The 18,817-nt window shown below is 38.6% G+C and carries 16 protein-coding genes; 10 read left to right on the top strand and 6 right to left on the bottom strand.

Features of this window, described 5'->3' with window-relative positions; genetic code table 11:
• Window positions 1-8 precede the first annotated feature (8 nt).
• Both J1905_RS10440 and J1905_RS10445 read right to left on the bottom strand, forming a co-directional pair.
• The gene (locus J1905_RS10440; RefSeq protein WP_214227212.1) at window positions 9-3,188 is read right to left on the bottom strand and encodes a SusC/RagA family TonB-linked outer membrane protein; all 3,180 of its coding nucleotides are present in this window, start codon (window positions 3,186-3,188) and stop codon (window positions 9-11) included.
• Window positions 3,189-3,472: 284 nt separating this feature from the next.
• Window positions 3,473-5,959, bottom strand: a complete 2,487-nt coding sequence (locus J1905_RS10445) for a M14 metallopeptidase family protein (RefSeq protein ID WP_214227213.1) — start codon at window positions 5,957-5,959, stop codon at window positions 3,473-3,475.
• Between the two features lie 58 nt (window positions 5,960-6,017).
• Between J1905_RS10445 and J1905_RS10450 the strand changes: the two genes are divergently transcribed.
• The gene (locus tag J1905_RS10450; RefSeq protein ID WP_214227214.1) at window positions 6,018-7,319 is read left to right on the top strand and encodes a UDP-N-acetylmuramoyl-tripeptide--D-alanyl-D-alanine ligase; all 1,302 of its coding nucleotides are present in this window, start codon (window positions 6,018-6,020) and stop codon (window positions 7,317-7,319) included.
• A 6-nt stretch (window positions 7,320-7,325) separates the two neighbouring features.
• Here the strand turns inward: J1905_RS10450 and J1905_RS10455 are convergent, their stop codons facing one another.
• The 3 genes from J1905_RS10455 to J1905_RS10465 are packed head-to-tail and all read right to left on the bottom strand — an operon-like array spanning window position 7,326 to window position 10,499.
• Entirely contained in the window at window positions 7,326-7,805 is a 480-nt protein-coding gene (locus J1905_RS10455) for a gliding motility lipoprotein GldH (RefSeq protein WP_214227215.1), read from the bottom strand.
• A complete protein-coding gene (ricT, locus tag J1905_RS10460; RefSeq protein WP_214227216.1) occupies window positions 7,798-9,348 on the bottom strand; it encodes a regulatory iron-sulfur-containing complex subunit RicT in 1,551 nt (516 codons plus the stop codon). The genes J1905_RS10455 and ricT overlap by 8 nt, the downstream gene beginning before the upstream one ends.
• Window positions 9,349-9,350: 2 nt before the next feature.
• A complete protein-coding gene (locus tag J1905_RS10465; RefSeq protein ID WP_214227217.1) occupies window positions 9,351-10,499 on the bottom strand; it encodes a DNA polymerase III subunit in 1,149 nt (382 codons plus the stop codon).
• 133 nt (window positions 10,500-10,632) lie between these two features.
• Here J1905_RS10465 and ruvX point away from each other — a divergent pair, with 133 nt between their 5' ends.
• From ruvX to J1905_RS10510, 9 genes are all read left to right on the top strand, one after another.
• Window positions 10,633-11,049, top strand: a complete 417-nt coding sequence (gene ruvX / locus J1905_RS10470; protein ID WP_214227218.1) for a Holliday junction resolvase RuvX — start codon at window positions 10,633-10,635, stop codon at window positions 11,047-11,049.
• A gap of 20 nt (window positions 11,050-11,069) precedes the next feature.
• The gene (locus J1905_RS10475) at window positions 11,070-11,705 is read left to right on the top strand and encodes an O-methyltransferase (RefSeq protein ID WP_214227219.1); all 636 of its coding nucleotides are present in this window, start codon (window positions 11,070-11,072) and stop codon (window positions 11,703-11,705) included.
• A gap of 2 nt (window positions 11,706-11,707) precedes the next feature.
• Window positions 11,708-12,388 carry a glucosaminidase domain-containing protein gene (locus tag J1905_RS10480; RefSeq protein ID WP_214227220.1) on the top strand — a complete coding sequence of 227 codons (681 nt, stop codon included), beginning with the start codon at window positions 11,708-11,710 and terminating at the stop codon, window positions 12,386-12,388.
• The gene (locus J1905_RS10485; protein WP_214227221.1) at window positions 12,388-13,290 is read left to right on the top strand and encodes a glucosaminidase domain-containing protein; all 903 of its coding nucleotides are present in this window, start codon (window positions 12,388-12,390) and stop codon (window positions 13,288-13,290) included. The genes J1905_RS10480 and J1905_RS10485 overlap by 1 nt, the downstream gene beginning before the upstream one ends.
• 50 nt (window positions 13,291-13,340) lie before the next feature.
• Window positions 13,341-14,093: a hypothetical protein gene (locus J1905_RS10490; RefSeq protein WP_214227222.1), complete on the top strand. Its 753-nt coding sequence runs from the start codon at window positions 13,341-13,343 to the stop codon at window positions 14,091-14,093.
• Window positions 14,090-14,425 (top strand): hypothetical protein, encoded by a 336-nt coding sequence (locus J1905_RS10495; protein WP_214227223.1) that lies wholly within the window; start codon window positions 14,090-14,092, stop codon window positions 14,423-14,425. The genes J1905_RS10490 and J1905_RS10495 overlap by 4 nt, the downstream gene beginning before the upstream one ends.
• Window positions 14,426-14,497: 72 nt before the next feature.
• Window positions 14,498-15,496 (top strand): DUF3078 domain-containing protein, encoded by a 999-nt coding sequence (locus tag J1905_RS10500; protein WP_214227224.1) that lies wholly within the window; start codon window positions 14,498-14,500, stop codon window positions 15,494-15,496.
• A 95-nt stretch (window positions 15,497-15,591) separates the two neighbouring features.
• Window positions 15,592-16,932 carry a signal recognition particle protein gene (ffh, locus tag J1905_RS10505; protein WP_173089679.1) on the top strand — a complete coding sequence of 447 codons (1,341 nt, stop codon included), beginning with the start codon at window positions 15,592-15,594 and terminating at the stop codon, window positions 16,930-16,932.
• Between the two features lie 81 nt (window positions 16,933-17,013).
• Entirely contained in the window at window positions 17,014-18,552 is a 1,539-nt protein-coding gene (locus J1905_RS10510) for a YifB family Mg chelatase-like AAA ATPase (protein ID WP_214227225.1), read from the top strand.
• Here the strand turns inward: J1905_RS10510 and J1905_RS10515 are convergent.
• A complete protein-coding gene (locus J1905_RS10515; protein ID WP_214227226.1) occupies window positions 18,549-18,812 on the bottom strand; it encodes a hypothetical protein in 264 nt (87 codons plus the stop codon). The two genes, J1905_RS10510 and J1905_RS10515, sit on opposite strands and share 4 nt — an antisense overlap.
• Between the last annotated feature and the right edge of the window lie 5 nt (window positions 18,813-18,817).

An 18,817-nucleotide genomic window follows, 5' to 3' on the forward strand; every position in this document is an offset into this window, starting at 1 on the left:
CTCAAATATTAAAATGTAACTCTTAAGGACGCTCCAAAAAACCTCACTGGGGGAGCCGTTCTGAATTCACCAAACTCACTTGCCAAGTCAACACCTTGATTAGAAACCTCTGGATCAATGGTCCTGTTTGATTCAGGTAGCCAGGTAAGTAGGTTTCTACCAAAAACAGTAAGTACAGCTCTATTTGCAGCAATTTTGGTAGCAATAGATTTTGGTAGGGTATAGCTCAGTGAGGCTTCTCTTAATTTCAGGAATGTTTTATCCAGAATCCGATTACTATACACCATTGCTTTATTAGTTGTTGGATAATAGTAATCATCAACTAAACCTTCGGTAATTTGAGTTGTGTTTTCTTCATATCTTATGAAGTTTCCATTGGCATCAGTGATTTTTTGTACTGAGTTAGGAACTATGAAAGGGCGACGATCATTAAACGTTGATTTAACATCTGCTCCAACGAAATTTAACAAATCTGCGGTTCCTGAATAGAATACACCACCTTTCTGATAATCAAGGGTAAAGCCTAAGCTGAACGATTTGTAGGTGAACATATTGGTTAATCCCATAGAGAAATCTCTTTGAATATTACCATAATTTTGATTGGTTGGAGCTACTACCGGGAAACCTGTTGCATCTACTACAATCTTTCCCTCAGGAGAATATTCTGGTCCTGGAGCTTGAAACACACCTAGAGGTTGTCCTTTAATTGCAACCAGATCTGCATCATATGCGTTATTGATAATAACCTTATCTAACCCTGCCGGCAATTCCATAACCATATTACGTTGTCTGCTAAAGGTGTAAGTCAGATCCCAATTAAAATCAGTTGTTTTTACCGGCTTAACGTTTAATGCAGCCTCAATCCCCCTAACTCTTACTTTACCAAAGTTTAAGATTTGGAATAAATAACCGGAGGCCGGATCAATTGGAACAGGTAAAATTTGATCAACCCTTAATCGGTTGAAGTAAGCCACATCTAACCCGATTCTATCTGATAAAAACCTGATATCACCACCAAACTCATACTCTTTGACACGCTCAGGTCTAAGATCTTTATTGTTCAATGTATTTGCAATAGAATAACCAGCTACACCAGCCACAGGGAATCTAATATTACCAAAACCCAATGTAACGTTTGTTGCATTTAATACGTCAAAGATCCTGTATGGATCAGTATCACTACCTGTTTCTCCATAACTTGCTCTTAGTTTAAAAAAGCTTATTGGCGTGTTCTTCATATCAAACGCTTCAGAAACAACATAGGCCAAACTGGCTGCTGGATAAAAGTAGCTATTGTTGCCCGTTGCTAATGTCGAAGACCAGTCATTCCTTCCTGCTACTGTTAAGAACAGGTTATTCTTATATCCTAACGTTGCGGAAGCATAGGCTCCAAATAAACGTCTATGTCTTTCGGTCTCCGTACTTGTTGGTTTATTTGCAGAGTTGCCCAAGCTAAAGAATCCTGGGATTGCCAAATCTTCAACCTGGGTAGTAAGAAAGCGCGAGCCCCTGTCATTATAGTTAACCCCAACTACCCCGTCTATATCGAAATCTGTAAAAGTCTTTTTGAATATGGCATTAAGCTTAGAGTCATATTCAAACGTTTTGATTGACTCTTCAACAACCCGACCAACATCCGCAGCTCGTTTTGAGCCTTCAACATTTCCACCATCGTTATAACTACCTAAACTAGGTGCATTTTTATTATGCCATTGCTTATCTCCGGCGTTATCAACATCAGCACCTTGCTGGAATTGCAATTTCAGCCAGTCATTTACTGTATATCCAAAATTAATGTTACCGTAAATCCGGTCACTCCTATATCGACTTCCATTTTCATATATAGAATAATATGGGTTTTCTGCATAAGGAGTGAAATAGTTATCTACATTAAAGAATTGATTTTTATAATCTCTTAGGTCTTTAATAGGAATATCCTGCGGAATTTGAATAATATCTTCGTAGAAAGAAGAACCGATTCCTGATATACTTTGTCCTTGAGCCACAAATCTTTGCGTTTTAGAAACGTAGTTAACCGATCCATCAATGTTAAAGTCGCCTATTGTAGTTGCAGCCTTAACAGTAAAGTTATTTCTCTTGTAAGAATCATTATCGGAAGGAAGATAACCATCACTAAAAACATTTCCATAAGAAAAGTAGTAGGTAGTTTTTTCACTCCCACCACTAAGGGAAATGTTATTATTGAACTCTGTTCCGTTTGTTAAAGCATTTCTTACATTATCTTTTATAAAAGAGTAAGGCTTAATTAACTGAGAGTTGTCGATTACAGCTCCCCAAGGCCTCATTTGCCCATCATACTTAGGGCCCCAGTTACCGTTTTCAGATTCAATAAATGTACCATCCCAACCCTGACCAAATGTAGATTGTGGTTTAAATACAGACGCCACTTGAGTAATTGTGGTAGCATGTGAAAAATCGACTACCATTTTACCTGCGGTTCCTTTTTTGGTTGTAATTAAAATTACACCGTTTGATCCCCTTGATCCATACAATGCTGTAGCGGCAGATCCTTTAAGAATACTCATACTCTCTATGGAATTCGGGTTGATGTCGTTAGAATTATTACCAAAGTCATAACTCTCGTCGGATCCAATGTTCGAATTATCTAAAGGAACACCATCAATGACATATAGCGGTTGGTTACCTCCGCTAATTGAAGTATAACCTCTTAAGATAACTTTGGTTGAACCACCTGGAGAACCTGAAGTATTAGATATGGTTACACCTGCAACCTTACCCTGCAAACCACCCAGCATACTTACAGGAGCCGATTTGTTTATGTCTTCAGACTTAACCGTAGTTTCAGAATAACCAATAGTTTTCTTGGTTTTACTAATACCTAAAGCCGTTACAACAACTTCCGTTAAAGATTTAGAGTCTGATTGTAGAATTACATTAACTGTGTTTCCAGAAGTGGGCACTGTTTGAGTAACGTAGCCCAAATAAGAGAAGACAAGTTCTGCGGAGCCAGAAGGTACATTCAATGCATATTTACCATCTCCTCCTGTTTGAGTACCATTTTTAGTACCCTTAACAACAACGGTTACTCCCGGAAGCGGTTTGCCATCTTCCTTATCCGTAACCGTACCAGTAATTGTTCGATCTTGAGCCATTGCAGAGCCTGCAAGGAACACCAAAATGAACAAACTTTGTAAAAGTTTTTTCATAAAAAGTTTAAATTTAGGTTAGTTAATAATACTTAAATATACGAAATTGGTATGCAAGCATAAGTAATTCAGAACTCCACAAATTTAAATGACAAAAATATGACACAATTAAAAGACATTCCATTCTGCAAGAATGATGTTTTGCAGAATTTAATATCGAACATTAACTTAAACGCACTCCAAACCTTTAAAAAACAATGCTCATCTAGTCTAACTCAAAATATTTAACACTTTTTAACACTTTACAGCACAATATTTAACTAACAGCTTCTAAGATTTCAAAATTAATTGACTAGGAAGACTGCATTGGTAAACATCTGCTTTCCATTTTCCCAAAATGATCTGAACAGCACGTCACTACCGAAATAGATTACAGTTCCTTTTGAAACGGATTGAATCCCAAACAACAAACCGCTATTTAACTTCCTCAAAACACCTGCTCCAACAACACCTGCTACATAACTATTTGGCTTTAAAACCCCTACATTCCAATCTTTATTTAAAAGCTCATAAATTTTATCGTCTGTTTTTAATGCGTAATAATACCTCCCCAATCCAGCCGCAATAGGATGGCTCTTATCTAAATCAACCTTAAAAATTGCTCCCGGTATAGCTTCCGATAAATCATCAAGATTGCGTTCTCCGTACTTTTTTACGCCATTAACTTTTGATTCATTTTTTGCACTTTCTCTTAACTTAATGTTAAAAGGTTTTTTCCCCGCAGCGCTAGAAATTGCATCCTCAAACAGAATTACTTTGCCTCCGTTCTCTATCCAACTCTCTAATTTATCATTAATATCTTCTGCATAATTTCCATCAGTCATAATCAGGGTATTAATTTTGTTTATATCCAGATTATCAATGTTATGCGCAGCAATCATCGTTACAGGATAGTTCAACTCTTGCTCAAAGAAATGCCAAGCCTCTCCAACGCCTTGAGTAGAAATACCTGTACCAGTGACTATCGCTACCTTAGGAACACCTAAAATTGGATAAACAGACGACCCGAAATCCTTTCCTTTATCTACATAACCACTCGCCGAAGTATAAACTACGGTATTTAAATCCTTCTGGATGCGAGCGATCTTGGCCGCAAGGTTTCTAACCTGACGCTCATTCTCAGTTCTGTATACCAATAGAGATCCCGAAGGGAACACTTTATTACCAATAGTAAATTCCTGCTCTGCCGACCTAACTTTAATATTTGCCTTTTGCAAGGCGATGAGAACCTGAGCATCCTCTATTGAATTCCATCTAAAAATCCAAGCATAAGGTTTCTCCGCCACATCCGACTGTTCTTTGCTCTCCTCTACAGCAGGGTAACTTCCTTTTACAGATTCTTTGGTAGCATAGGATTTTAAACCGAAAGCGTAAGGCAGCGCCCATGCAGTAATATCGTAAGTATTGGAATCGCTAACAGCTGTTTGAGGCTCAAACAACACATTAGCTAAAACAGCTTTAGGCTGTAGCAGGTTTACAATTAAGTCGTTCCTATCTACTTTAAATCCTTCTACCTTTTTTGTTTCATAATTATACCCACGCAAGTTTTTATCTGACCCAAAGCCATACTCAATACCATTTTTCTTTAAGAGATTCGCCAGCTTTTTAATTCTACTTAAATTCTCTGCCTTTACTATATACGATTTATAAATACCTGGAGGATTTGAGACCGCCTTTTCAAAATAGAGCTTAAACTCATGAACAAGCTTATCCCCATTTTTTGAAACAGCTTCAATTGTTGCCATACTGGTAGTATAGTGGTGGCTTATTCTATCTTTAAGCGTTAGCGTGTCTCCATCTAAAGTGACTACGGCTAGTCCGGCACCGATACCCCCTTGCTCATAAGTCATCCCCACAGCACCATTATATAAAGGATAGGTATCGCCATAAGATGGATATAACAAATCGAATCGTTCTTTAGTGAAATACTGCCATCCGTTTTCATCAAAATATTTTGCATTATTTTTCCCTACAGTAACCTGAAACTCTCGTTGCCAAGGGGTAATGTCTTGATGAATTGGCTCAGCGGCCGGAGCAAAATAATATGGTTCATTATAGCTTTGCTCATGAAAATCCACATGAACTTCCGGCATCCATTCATGATATAGCTTTAATCGTTGCTGTGTTTCTACTTGTGTTTGCCATGCCCAATCTCTATTTAAATCAAAGTAATAGTGGTTAGATCTGCCCCCTGGCCAAGGCTCAGAATGTTCTCTAGCCATCGGATTAGGATTTGGCTTATGACCACTCACCGAATTAAAATAATTCACATACCTTTCTCTGCCATCCGGATTAAGACATGGATCTATAATGATAACTGTATTTTTTAGCCAATCCTGAATTTCATTTGTCTTGGCCTCAGCCAATGTAAATATTGTTTTCATTGCAGTTTCTGTAGAACTAGCTTCATTTCCATGTACATTATAGCTTAGCCATAGTATTGCCGGTTGTTTTCCTTTTTGCTCGTTTGATGATTGCGCTTTACTCAGACTCAGATTATACTTTCTGATTTGCTCTAAGTCATCGATATTCTCTTTTGCAGAGATTACAGCGACCAACAATTCTCTTCCTTCGTAAGTTTTGCCATAGTTTACAAGTTTTATATTCTTTTCTTTACCGGCAATGTATTTAAAGTAGTCGACCACCTTATCATGGGCAGTGAATTTGCTCCCAAGAGCATAACCTAAAAATTCATCAGGAGATTTTGTTTGAGCATCAACAACACTCAAACCAGTTAATAAAAACAAAAAAGGAAGTAGAAAATATTTCATATCGACGAATTAAGACTCCAAAATACTAATTTTACCATATTAATTATTCAATATATCTATGACGGCTATCGAATCCCTTTACCAGCACTACTTAAAACATCCGGTTATATGTACAGATACAAGGAATATAACTCCAGGATGCTTGTTTTTCGCCTTAAGGGGAGATAATTTCGACGCGAACACTTTTGCAGAAAAAGCGCTGACTAATGGCGCCGCTTATGCGATTATAGATAACCTGGCTTACAAAACGAGTAAACAATGTATTTTGGTGCCTGATGTATTAAGCACATTACAGGATTTAGCTAAACATCACCGTGCTCAGTTAAACATACCTGTCATAGGTTTAACTGGCAGTAACGGAAAAACAACAACCAAAGAACTCATAAAATCCGTTCTTTCAGAAAAGTATAAAACCTTTGCTACCAAAGGCAATTTAAATAATCATATTGGTGTTCCGTTATCTATTTTATCATTGACAAATGATACCGAGATTGCCGTAATAGAGATGGGTGCCAATCATCAAAAAGAAATAGAGTTTTTATGTACTATTGCCCAGCCAACACATGGCCTAATTACTAATGTTGGCATGGCACACCTTGATGGTTTTGGTGGATTTGAAGGGGTTAAAAAAGGGAAGGCTGAGCTTTATGCCTATCTGAAGAAGAGCAATGGTACTGCCTTTATAAACAGGAACAATCCCTACTTGCTTGAGATGAGCGCTGCTGCCGACTTAGATAAAGTAGTTTATTACGGCACTGAAGCAACAGACACAATATCTGGAAAGCTAGTTGAAACAGATCCTTTAATTGAAATTTCATGGTCAGATAAAGCAACTAGTTATGAAACATCTGTTAATTTAACAGGATCGTACAATTTTGAAAACATACTTGCGGCTATATGTATCGGAGCGTTTTTCGATGTTAGCCCTTTACAAATAAACAAAGGTCTTTCAGGATATTTCCCTAATAACAATCGCTCACAGATCACAAAAACAGACAACAATACGGTGATATGTGATTTTTATAATGCCAACCCTAGCAGCATGACTGCCGCTTTAAACAACATCTCATTACTGTCTGCTTCGCAGAAAGCAGTGATAATAGGTGATATGTTTGAACTAGGTGACGAATCAGCTGAACAGCATGATCTTATTGCCAAACAAGCAGAGCAACTTAATGTGAAAACGCTAGTTTTTATTGGAAAATACTTTTACGCACTAAAAGACAAGTATAAGGGGAACTTCTTTAGTACACCTTCAGAAGCACATGCTTTTTTAAAAGAAAACCCTATAAAGGATAATATGGTACTTTTAAAAGGCTCCAGAGGTATGGCGCTGGAACAGCTGCTACCATTGTTATAGTAAATACTAGTTATTACTTCTTACTTCTACTTTTATACCTGCGTCACTAATCTCTGCAAGCGGGTTATCACGCATATTCTGCTCTATTTCCAGAAGATACTTCCCTGCAGCAGGGAACTTATAATTGGTAAGTAATGGCAAATTATAGGTAAACAGATTACCTGATCCGGCACCATTCCACTGTCCATCAGGCTGTGCTAGCCTATATTCATACCGGCGAGTGTGCTTTTTGTGCCCTCCTCCACTAATGTGGAACAACACAAAAATATTAGAGTACCTGTAATCTGCGGTATGGCGCAGTTTAAAATAAATATTATAAGGTTTACTACTATCCGTAATTTCAACCAAGGTTTTAACCTTATTAGGGTAACTCCAGTTACGTGCAGGCATAGACATATTGCTGTCTACAAGCGTATTGGTATCACATCCACCAAAAAAGAGAACGATCAAAACAGAAGACAGCAGTAAAACTTTAAAATTATTCATCCTTAGGCTTTTCCTTTTGTTTTTTCCTTCGGTTATTATTTCTATTCCTATTCTTGTTTGCCGATGGCTGTCCACCCTCAATACCTGCTTGTGCAGAACCGCCGTCAGTAGGCTGAGCTACCTCAGGATTATTCTCCCTTTTATTCTGATCAGGCTTATTATTACCCTTAGGTTGTTGTCCTTGCTTAGGGTTTTGAACAGGCTTATCTCCCTGTCCAGCTTTTAATCCCGGCGGAGGTTTAACACCTTGAGCTGGCTTGCCTCCTTGCGCAGGTTTAGCATTTTGAACGTTAGCCGGTTTTGCTCCTTGAGCGGATTTATTAGGATTTTGAACAGGCTTGTTCGCGTTTTGAGCTGGCTTAGGGCCTTTTTCAGGCCTATTTCCACGATCTCTATTCTCGTTACTTCTGTTCTTGCTATTTTTATTGCCTTTATTTCTAGGCTTATCATCCAAACGAGTTAAGCTATCTTGTCCAACTACGTTTTCATAATCAGGTATTTTCTCAACTACAGTTACCGGAGTTAACTCAATTGCCTCTTCTTTAAGGTTAACTGGTTTTTGTCCGCGCTTGTTCATTGCCATGATCTCTTTAACGCGATCTACCTTTAATGGAATCCAATCCTCAGTATTAGGATAGCTAAACCACATCACCTTTTTAAAGATATCTGTTTTTTGATGACGAGCAACACCGATCTCCGTTTGCAGACTTTCAATACGATCAGGAATGTCCTTTAATGCATCTAAATAGGTGTCAAGCTCATAATTCAAACAGCATTTTAGCTTCCCGCATTGTCCTGCTAGCTTTAATGTATTTAAAGAAAGATTCTGATACCTTGCCGCAGCGGTTGATACCGTTTTAAAGTTAGTTAACCAGGTAGAGCAGCACAATTCGCGACCGCAAGACCCAATTCCACCTAATCTTCCGGCCTCCTGACGCATTCCAATCTGGCGCATTTCAATCCGGATTCTAAAGGTTTCAGCCATCTTTTTGATCAGCTCTCTAAAGTCGACACGACCTTCTGCTGTATAAAAAAACGTAGCCTTAGTTTTATCACCTTGATAATCAACATCACTGATTTTCATAGATAAGCGTAAGTCTAAAGCAAGAGTACGCGCTTTATGCATCGTTTCCCATTCTAAACCTTTAGCTATTTTCCATTTCTCTACATCAGCTTCAGTAGCTTTTCTGTAAACTTTTCTTGTTACCTGATCTATAGTAGCTTTACGGCGTTTCATTTGCATACGCACCAGCTCTCCTGTTAAGGAAACATGGCCTATGTCATATCCACCCGTAGGGCCTTCAACCGCGATTAACTCCCCTATTTCTAGGTAAATATTCTCAGTATTCAAGAAAAACTCCTTCCTTGCGCCCTTAAATTTAACTTCTATTACTTGAAAAGGTATATAATTTGAAGGCATGTCAAGATTAGACAGCCAGTCGTAAACTTCCATTTTTCCGCATCCTCCAGTAAGGCAAGAGCCGTTACTTTTGCAACCCGAGGGGGCACATCCGCCACCTGTAGAACAACTTCCACATCCCATAATTAACCGTATATATATTGAGTCCCTTTCGGGAGCGTTTTAAACTTAATTATTTTTACTAACTGTAAAGATACATCTAAAAACAGAATTTTAGGATTTGCATTTCTTTCGATATGGTAATGCGCCTTTTCCAATTCTGATATAATGGCATCCGCCATGCTAAGATTAAGTACATGGGTTGATAAGCGCTTTGCTGTTTCCATAGCCGAAACTGGCAGTTTAACCAAGTCTTCTGCACCACTTAACAACAAACTACATTCTCTTAAGAAACTGATCCCGTACTTTAAGAAATTCTTTTGGTTTTCTCTTCCCCAGCTAGCAATCTGCTCTACAAAGGCGGTTAAGTCCAAAACCCTGTTGCCATATCCCATCCGCAACCACTCTGCAAATTTATCGGCATTTTCGTTTTGCGTATTGGCCACCAATTGCTTGGCTTCTATCAAATTCCCATCAGCCAAAAAGCTATATTCAGTAGCTTGATTTTCTGATAAGCCAAACTCATCCATCAAATAACTTTCGACAGTCGCATGAGGCAATTTAGGAACCTTAACAATTTGCGTCCGCGACAACAAAGTAGAAAGAATCTGCTCCTGATTGTTGGCTACTAGAATGAATAAGGTATTTTGAGGCGGTTCTTCAATAATTTTTAAGAGTGAATTGCCCTCTTTATCCAGATATTCGGGCAGCCACATGATCAGAACTTTCGTCTCTGCTTCAAAAGCTTTATAACTTAATTTTTTGATGATATCATGACACTCGGCGATGTTAATATTGGCCTGTTTATTCTCGGCGCTTAGCTTAGAACGCCAAATATCCATGTCAAAATAAGGATCGGCCAACACCATACTTCTCCATTCATCCAGAACATCTACAGCCGTTTTTACGTCTTTAGAAGCAAAAAATGGATAAGAAAAATGCAAATCGGGGTGAATATATCTTTCATATTTCCGGCATGAAGAACATTCGCCACAGCTATCATCAACCTGTTTATCAAGGCAGTTAATATATTGGGCATAGGCAATGGCTAAAGGCAAGGCACCACTTCCTTCTGATGAAAGAAACAACTGCGCATGACTAATCCTATTCTCAGCAACTGTTTGTATCAATTGCTGTTTTATGCTCTCCTGTCCTATTATATTCTTAAACTGCATTTGGTGCAAAATAGCAAAATTTTAAGACTTGCCATTATTTGCCCTTAAAGTTAACCAACAGTAAACAGATAATGGCTTGGTTTAGCTTTTCTTTGAGCCCAAGCACCTCCTAGAATTTATTATCTTTGCCAATATGCCCAGAATTTTAGCTTTTGATTATGGAACCAAACGTATCGGATTAGCCGTTACGGACCCCTTGCAAATTATTGCAACCGGATTGGACACCGTACATCCTAAAGATGCCATAGAATATTTAAAGAAATACTTTCTAACCGAACAGGTAGAGGCCTTTGTTTTTGGTGATCCAAAGCAAATGGATGGCACACCGTCCGATTCTGCACAGCATGTAAAAGGGTTTGCCAAAACATTAAGAAGAACCTTTCCTGATATTCCGCAATACTGGATTGATGAGCGTTTTACCTCTAAACTTGCACATCAAACAATTATGCAGAGCGGATTAAAAAAACACGACAGACAAAATAAAGAACGTGTTGATACTATTGCAGCCACCATTATTTTGCAATATTTTATGGAACAGCACCGTTTATAGATTGCATTTATAGAAATTATATGAGCCTTATCAGCGATGACATGCAGCAGCTTTTGCTTAATTACTGCGAACCGGAAAGCGAACTGCTACAAAGAATAGACAGAGAAACCAATCTAAAAGTGCTAATGCCGCGTATGCTTTCTGGTCATTATCAGGGCCGGGTGCTTAGTTTTTTAAGTAAAATGGTAAGCCCAAAGCGCATTTTGGAAATCGGAACATTTACAGGCTATGCTACTCTTTGCCTCGCCGAAGGCCTAACGGAAGACGGGATCTTATATACTTTAGATATAAATGAGGAACTTGAAGAAATGGTTCGCCGAAACTTTGCGCAGTCTGACTACAATAGCAAAATAAAATACATTCTTGGCGATGCCACTCAAACAGTAAACACACTTGACGAAACTTTTGACCTTGTGTTTATTGATGCTGACAAGAAAAACAATGGAACTTATTATGATCTTGTTTTCAACAGAATCAGGCCTGGCGGGCTTATTATAGTAGACAATGTGCTGTGGAGTGGAAAAGTACTGAACACCAATCAGGATAAGGACACTAAAAATATCACTACATTTAATGACAAAATTGCGGCAGATGACCGTGTAGAAAAGCTCATTCTACCTGTTAGAGATGGGTTATTTATCATCAGAAAAAAATAAGTATGACCAAATCATTACTCTTAGTTTGGCTTTGCGCTATCACCTTAACATTTAGTGCTAAGGCACAAACCACAGCCGAATATATTGCGGAGAATGTAGAATATGCACAAACGCTAATGCGGGAACATAAAATTCCTGCCAGTGTTATTCTTGCCGTTGCAATACACGAATCGGCATCCGGAACAAGCAAAATTGCCAGATACCTGAACAATCACTTTGGGATAAAAGGCCCAAACAGCAATACCGAAATCCGTTCGTCGTATAGAGACTATCCATCGCCAAAAGAATCTTATGATAGTTTTTTGGAGTTTTTAAAGAGCCGCTCTTCTCTTATCCCGCTTTTTGACAAGTATGATCAATTTGATTATAGAAACTGGGCCAGAGGGATTCATCGCGGTGGTTATGCAAGAAGCAGAACCTGGGCTTCGCAAATTATTGGAATCATCAAAAGAAACAATCTGTCGCAGTACGATGAAAGACCTGATGATTATGTGGAACCACCTACTCCTGTTGCAAGTACTACCCATAGATCTGCAAAGAAATCAAGATCAACATACACTGTTAAAAAAGGCGACAGCCTAAATAAAATAGCAAAATCGAAGGGAACAACCGCCACTTCACTAATGAAAAAAAATGGGTTAAAAGGCGCTGCACTTAAACCCGGACAAAAACTTAAACTATAATGAACAAAAGATTAATCATCCTGGCAGTAGCCATTCTATTTTTTTCTGCTTGTAAATCAAGAAAATTAAGTCGCAATAATAAAGAAATTGAAAAAGCAGCGACCAAAGCAAATCCAGATTATAAGTCGCGCACTACGGTAACTTATATTGATGAGTTTAAAGCTGTAGCAATAGAGGAGATGAATAAATATGGTATTCCTGCAAGTATTACACTTGCACAGGGCATCATTGAGTCGGGAAGTGGAAATAGCGATCTTGCAAAATATGCGAACAACCACTTTGGCATCAAATGTACCTCTGAGTGGAAAGGGAAGGGGTATTACAAGGAAGATGATAAGGTAGATGATTGTTTTAGAGTTTATAAAGACGCTCGTGAATCATACAAAGACCACTCTGAGTTTCTAAAGAGAAAGCGCTATAGTGCCCTTTTTGAATTGGACAAAAACGATTATAAAAACTGGGCTATTGGTTTAAAACAAGCTGGTTATGCTACAAACCCTAAATATCCTGATCTATTAATCAACATCATTGAAAAGTACCAGTTGTATTTTTATGACATGCCTGAATCGGAAAACGAGAAGTTAAAACGTGAGGACCGTGTATTCTCAGAAATTAATGCGAACATCCCTCAGGAAAAGAAAAAATTCACCCCCGTGGCTACTCCACCTTCAAAACAGGTCGTTAAAGCTCCTGATACTTTAAAAATAAGTACACCAGCTGTAAATGACAGCACGCTCTATACCAAACCAGCAACTAAAGAGAATCCATATACGGTGAAACAAGGTGATACCCTTTACAATATTTCTAAACGCTTTAACATCTCAGTTGATGATATAAAAGCGATAAACAACCTTGCTGACACGGGCATTAAAATTGGCCAAAAGCTTGTGTTAGTTAAATAATGTTAATGTTTATTAAGCGCAGATAGTTATCTTGTAGTTTTGTATCTCAAATGAGATTTTTCAGCCTGTTATTAATCCTTTATTGCTCTGCTTTAACTGCTATGGCTCAAACCAGCACGGTTAAGGGTTTTGTTGTTGACAAAGATTCGAAGCTTCGCTTAGCTAAGGTTTATATTTTCAACGCCAGCAAGGATGAAGGAATATACAACACCCCAAAGGGCGAATTTGCTATAAATGCTTCTGTAGGAGATACGCTATATGCCGTGCTGCAAGGTTATGCTGTTGATACACTTATACATAGTGGTCAAAAAGCGGTGTACTTTCAGTTAAAGTCTCTTGGCATTAATTTACGGGAAGTATCAATTACGGGAAGAAAATACACGCCAAAAGAATCGCACGCAAAAACCTTAAAAGAATACAAATATGCTTTGGATAAGGGCAAAGCTAAAGACTTGTTAAATCTTGGATTAGGTGGCGCAGGCTTAGGTATTGATGCAATTTACAACTTATTAAGTCGCGATGGTAAAAATGCACGACATCTACAGAAAATATTGGAGCGTGATTACCATGAAGCCATCATAGATTATAGATTTACACCCGAGTATGTAAAAAAGGTGTTGCAAATAGGTGACTACGAAATTGAGGATTTTATGCAGCAATACCGGCCTACTTATCAATTCGTTTTAACGGCTTCTGACTATGCTTTTGTGGTGTATTTAAGGAACAGCTATGCCAGCTATAAACGGAATCCAGCAGCTTTTAGACTACAACCACTACCGAAAATAACAGTAGAAGAATTTTGAGACCATTCTTTCTCATATCATCTAAACTACCGGCCAACGCAATGGCTATTTTCCCTTTTATTATTTTAAAAAACAAGGCTCTAAAGGTTGATAAGGTCTTAATTAACCATGAGCGTATACACTTTAGGCAGCAGCTTGAACTGCTAATTATACCATTCTATTTTTTGTACTTATTGAATTACCTGATCAACCTGATTAGGTACAAGAATCATTACCTGGCTTATTTTAATATCCTCTTTGAAAAAGAAGCCTATCACTTTGACGACAACCTTTCTTATTTAACTCACAGAAAGGCATTTGCATGGATTAGATTTGCCAAGAAAAAAGCTTAAATAAATCTCCATTTTATAATTAGTTTATTAATAAACTTTTAATAAGTCACATTTTTGTTTTTCTTTGTAGTAATGAAGAGTTTTAATATCTGCCTCTTGTTATTGTTTATCACCTCATCAAGCCTGATCGCTCAGGAGATTGATACTGTGCCTATTGAAACCAAAGGGCTGGAGATAAAATTAAAACGTAGCCCTTTGCCATCGCGGACAGGAATACTTAATTATACGCCTATAAAAATCCCACCGGTTGTTATAGCTGAGAAAATCAATTACTGGAAAACCAGGACTAACGTTGGGATTAATATTAATCAGGGAACCTTTTCAAATAACTGGAAAGCTGGGGGAGTAAATTCATTCGCTCTTGGTGGAGCGATCGATTACCGGGCTGAGTATAGAAAAGAAGGCTATGGTTATATCAGTCAGGTCATGCTTGAATATGGTAAGATCAAAAATAAGGATCAGCTGCAAAAGAAAACAAGGGATAGGATTTTTTGGGATAACAAGGCCGACTTACGCTTATCCAAAAGCTGGTATTTCTTTGGATCTGTAACCTTTGAATCTCAATTTGACAATGGGTATGCTTATTTCCGAAACAGCAAGAATGAAGAAAGAGATACACTGGTCTCTAAGTTCATGTCTCCAGGCTATTTAACAGAATCAATTGGTTTTGAGTATAAGCCAGTGGGTTATTTTTCGACTAGGATCGGTACCGGTACAGCAAGACAGACTTTTAAACTAGACACTACTTTCAACCAACAATTTAATGGGGGGAACTTCGGTGTAGAGCGAGGCAAAAAATTCAAAAATGAGCTCGCTTTTCAGATCGTAAGTAATTTTGACAAACAGATCTTTAAGAATGTAAACCTAATGGCAAGGTATCAAATGTTCATTCCTTATGACAGAAAATTAGAACATATTGATCATCGCCTTGATGTGGAACTAAGGTCTCAGATAAACAGGTTAATGAATGTAACACTTCGGGGAGTAGGCCTGTTTGATAAAGATTCTGACAAGGAAATACAGGCCAGTCAATCTCTGGCAATTGGCATCGCATTTACCTTCCCTCGTTAATATTCTACATAAAGATTACGGATATTGTTATCTGTATCCCGCAAAATTAATAACTTTGCAATTCACAAAAAATTGAACACTAAGCATTAAAGAAAATGTTTGAAAATTTACAGGATAAGTTAGACCGTGCGTTTAAGGTTTTAAAAGGACAAGGAAGTATTACAGAGATCAACGTGGCCGAGACCATGAAAGAAATCCGTAAGGCCTTATTAGACGCCGACGTAAATTATAAAACAGCCAAAAGCTTTACCGATGAGGTTAAAGAGAAAGCGCTAGGCTTAAATGTTCTTACATCTGTTTCCCCAGGTCAGTTACTTACCAAGGTAATGAACGATGAGCTTACCGCTTTAATGGGTGGTGAGGTTACAGAGTTAGATTTAAAAAACAATCCTACTATTATCCTTATTGCCGGATTAAACGGTGCTGGTAAAACAACATTTACCGGTAAGCTAGCTAACTTCCTTAAAAGTAAGGGCAAAAAACCTTTATTAGTTGCTGGTGACGTATATCGCCCTGCGGCAGTAGATCAGTTACAGATTTTAGGTGAGCAAATTGGAGTGCCTGTTTATTCGAACATAGCCTCTAAAGATCCCGTTGGCATTGCCTTAGAAGGTATTGCTGAAGGTAAAAAACAAAATAATAATGTAATCATTATAGATACGGCCGGTCGTTTAGCGATAGATGAGCAGATGATGGATGAGATCGCTGCCGTAAAAGCCAGTACTAAACCGCACGAAATCCTGTTTGTTGTTGATGCCATGACCGGACAGGATGCGGTTAACACGGCAAAAGCATTTAACGATAGGCTAGACTTTACCGGTGTTGTATTAACCAAATTAGATGGTGATACACGTGGTGGTGCTGCTTTATCAATTAAATCTGTAGTAAATAAACCAATTAAGTTTATTGGTACGGGTGAGAAAATGGAAGCTCTTGATGTGTTCTATCCTGAAAGGATGGCCTCAAGGATTCTAGGGATGGGTGACGTGGTTTCCCTTGTTGAACGTGCTCAACAGCAGTTTGACGAAAAGGAAGCAGCTGAACTTCAAAAGAAAATCCGCAAAAACAAGTTTGATTTTAACGACTTCTACAATCAGATCCAACAGATCAAGAAAATGGGTAACATGAAAGACCTTATGGGCATGATACCTGGTGTTGGAAAAATGATGAAGAACGTTGAGATTGAAGATGATGCATTCAAAAGTGTTGAGGCTGTAATTCAGTCGATGACTAAGTTTGAGCGTGAAAACCCTGATAGTATTCAACAAAGCAGACGCTTACGTATCGCTAAAGGTTCAGGTACAAAAATTGAAGAGGTTACCAAACTCATCAAACAATTTGAAGACATGCGTAAGGTGATGAAGCAATTCTCTAATCCTGCTGCTGCTGCAAAAATGATGAAGAATATGCCAAAGATGCCACAAGGCAGAATGTAATTTGCAATAAATCTTACAAATTCCAACCACTTAAGATCTAAATCAGCATAGTTTAGTAGTACACTTACGTATTCATAAACTATGCTCATCAAAACTTTTGGAAGTGCCGTTTTCGGAGTAAACGCATTAACAATTACCATCGAGGTAAGTATTGGAGGCGGAAACAGATATCATATTGTTGGCCTTCCTGACAATGCTATTAAGGAGAGTTTAAGAAGAGTTGAAAGCGCCATTCAGTCGGCAGGGCTAAAAATGCCTCGCCAAAAGATTGTCATCAATCTTGCTCCTGCAGACATTCGTAAAGAAGGGTCTTCTTATGACCTGCCAATTGCCATTGGGATTCTTGCTGCTTCGGGACAAATAGAAATCCCAGAAATAGGCCAATACTTCATCATGGGAGAGTTATCTCTGGATGGCAGCCTCCAATCTATAAAAGGCGCACTACCTATCTCTATACAGGCTAAAAAAGCCGGATTTAAAGGTTTTATCCTCCCAAAGGATAACTCAAGGGAAGCTGCAATAGTAAGTGATCTGCTAGTATATGGAATGAAGAATCTGGCAGAGGTTGCTTCTTTTTTTAATGGTTCGGAAAGCCATGAACCTGTTGTTGTAAATACGAGGAATGAGTTCTTTAATAATGTAAGCAGCTATCCTCACGACTTTTCTGATGTAAAAGGACAAGAGAACATAAAGCGCGCATTAGAGATTGCCGCAGCAGGTGGGCATAACCTGATTCTAATTGGACCTCCCGGTGCCGGAAAAACTATGCTGGCAAAGCGACTGCCAACCATCTTACCTCCTTTAAATTTGCAAGAGGCACTGGAAACCACAAAAATACATTCCGTTGCAGGCAAGCTAAGCGCAGCAGATACCTTGATGACAGAAAGGCCATACCGAAGCCCACATCATACAATTTCGGACATTGCATTAGTTGGTGGAGGAGCAAATCCACAGCCCGGAGAAATCTCTCTGGCTCATAACGGAGTGTTATTTTTAGATGAGTTACCGGAATTTAAAAGAAGTGTACTAGAAGTAATGCGCCAACCGCTTGAAGACAGACAGGTTACAGTATCTCGCTCGAAATTAAGTGTTGAGTACCCAGCAAGTTTTATGCTTATTGCCTCAATGAATCCTTGTCCGTGCGGTTTTTATAACCACCCTGAGAAAGAATGTACTTGCGGTCCGGGCATTGTCCAGAAATACCTTAGTAAAATATCAGGGCCACTTTTAGATCGTATAGATTTACATGTGGAAGTTACTCCCGTAAATTTTAACGAGCTCACCTCTGCTTTTGAAGCTGAAAAGAGCGAAAAGATACGGGAAAGGGTTATTAGGGCCCGAGCTATCCAAGACGATCGTTTTGCCGCCATCACTACCTTGCATTATAATGCACAGATGAGCCCTAACATGGTTCGCAACATTTGTAAGATCAATGATTCCGGACAGGTATTGATAAAGCAAGCTATGGAAAAACTAGGGCTATCTGCCCGAGCTTACGACCGCATTTTAAAAGTATCCAGAACTATTGCCGACCTTGATGGAAGTCCTGATATTGAACTTGAGCATCTGGCAGAGGCGATACATTACCGCAGCCTTGATCGTGACAGCTGGGCTGGTTAATCCAGCTCTTCTTCCAGATCATCCTCGTCTTCCTCTTCAGGAACATAAGCCATGATCTCTCTGCCAATGCTGTTGATCTCTTCATCTATTTCAAAAACGGGAATAGCTGTTTCAGGATCAAGCTTTAACCATTGCAGGTCTGTGTCTTTTTGTATGTGGGCATACTCTTTGCCATCTTTAAAGATTACATAAGTATCATTTCCTTCTGGAAATACGGCGTAATCAATATTTCCAATTGTAATGTCGAAAGGGTGTTGCATAATTT

It is taken from the genome of Pedobacter sp. B4-66 (genome assembly GCF_018492665.1).
Classification (GTDB): Bacteria; Bacteroidota; Bacteroidia; order Sphingobacteriales; family Sphingobacteriaceae; genus Pedobacter.

Excerpts from the sequence above, each read along its gene's own strand:
- J1905_RS10440 (WP_214227212.1), bottom strand. The coding sequence starts at position 3,188 with ATGAAAAAACTTTTACAAAGTTTGTTCATTTTGGTGTTCCTTGCAGGC.
- J1905_RS10445 (WP_214227213.1), bottom strand. The coding sequence starts at position 5,959 with ATGAAATATTTTCTACTTCCTTTTTTGTTTTTATTAACTGGTTTGAGT.
- J1905_RS10450 (WP_214227214.1), top strand. The coding sequence starts at position 6,018 with ATGACGGCTATCGAATCCCTTTACCAGCACTACTTAAAACATCCGGTT.
- J1905_RS10455 (WP_214227215.1), bottom strand. The coding sequence starts at position 7,805 with ATGAATAATTTTAAAGTTTTACTGCTGTCTTCTGTTTTGATCGTTCTC.
- ricT (WP_214227216.1), bottom strand. The coding sequence starts at position 9,348 with ATGGGATGTGGAAGTTGTTCTACAGGTGGCGGATGTGCCCCCTCGGGT.
- J1905_RS10465 (WP_214227217.1), bottom strand. The coding sequence starts at position 10,499 with ATGCAGTTTAAGAATATAATAGGACAGGAGAGCATAAAACAGCAATTG.
- ruvX (WP_214227218.1), top strand. The coding sequence starts at position 10,633 with ATGCCCAGAATTTTAGCTTTTGATTATGGAACCAAACGTATCGGATTA.
- J1905_RS10475 (WP_214227219.1), top strand. The coding sequence starts at position 11,070 with ATGAGCCTTATCAGCGATGACATGCAGCAGCTTTTGCTTAATTACTGC.
- J1905_RS10480 (WP_214227220.1), top strand. The coding sequence starts at position 11,708 with ATGACCAAATCATTACTCTTAGTTTGGCTTTGCGCTATCACCTTAACA.
- J1905_RS10485 (WP_214227221.1), top strand. The coding sequence starts at position 12,388 with ATGAACAAAAGATTAATCATCCTGGCAGTAGCCATTCTATTTTTTTCT.
- J1905_RS10490 (WP_214227222.1), top strand. The coding sequence starts at position 13,341 with ATGAGATTTTTCAGCCTGTTATTAATCCTTTATTGCTCTGCTTTAACT.
- J1905_RS10500 (WP_214227224.1), top strand. The coding sequence starts at position 14,498 with ATGAAGAGTTTTAATATCTGCCTCTTGTTATTGTTTATCACCTCATCA.
- ffh (WP_173089679.1), top strand. The coding sequence starts at position 15,592 with ATGTTTGAAAATTTACAGGATAAGTTAGACCGTGCGTTTAAGGTTTTA.
- J1905_RS10510 (WP_214227225.1), top strand. The coding sequence starts at position 17,014 with ATGCTCATCAAAACTTTTGGAAGTGCCGTTTTCGGAGTAAACGCATTA.
- J1905_RS10515 (WP_214227226.1), bottom strand. The coding sequence starts at position 18,812 with ATGCAACACCCTTTCGACATTACAATTGGAAATATTGATTACGCCGTA.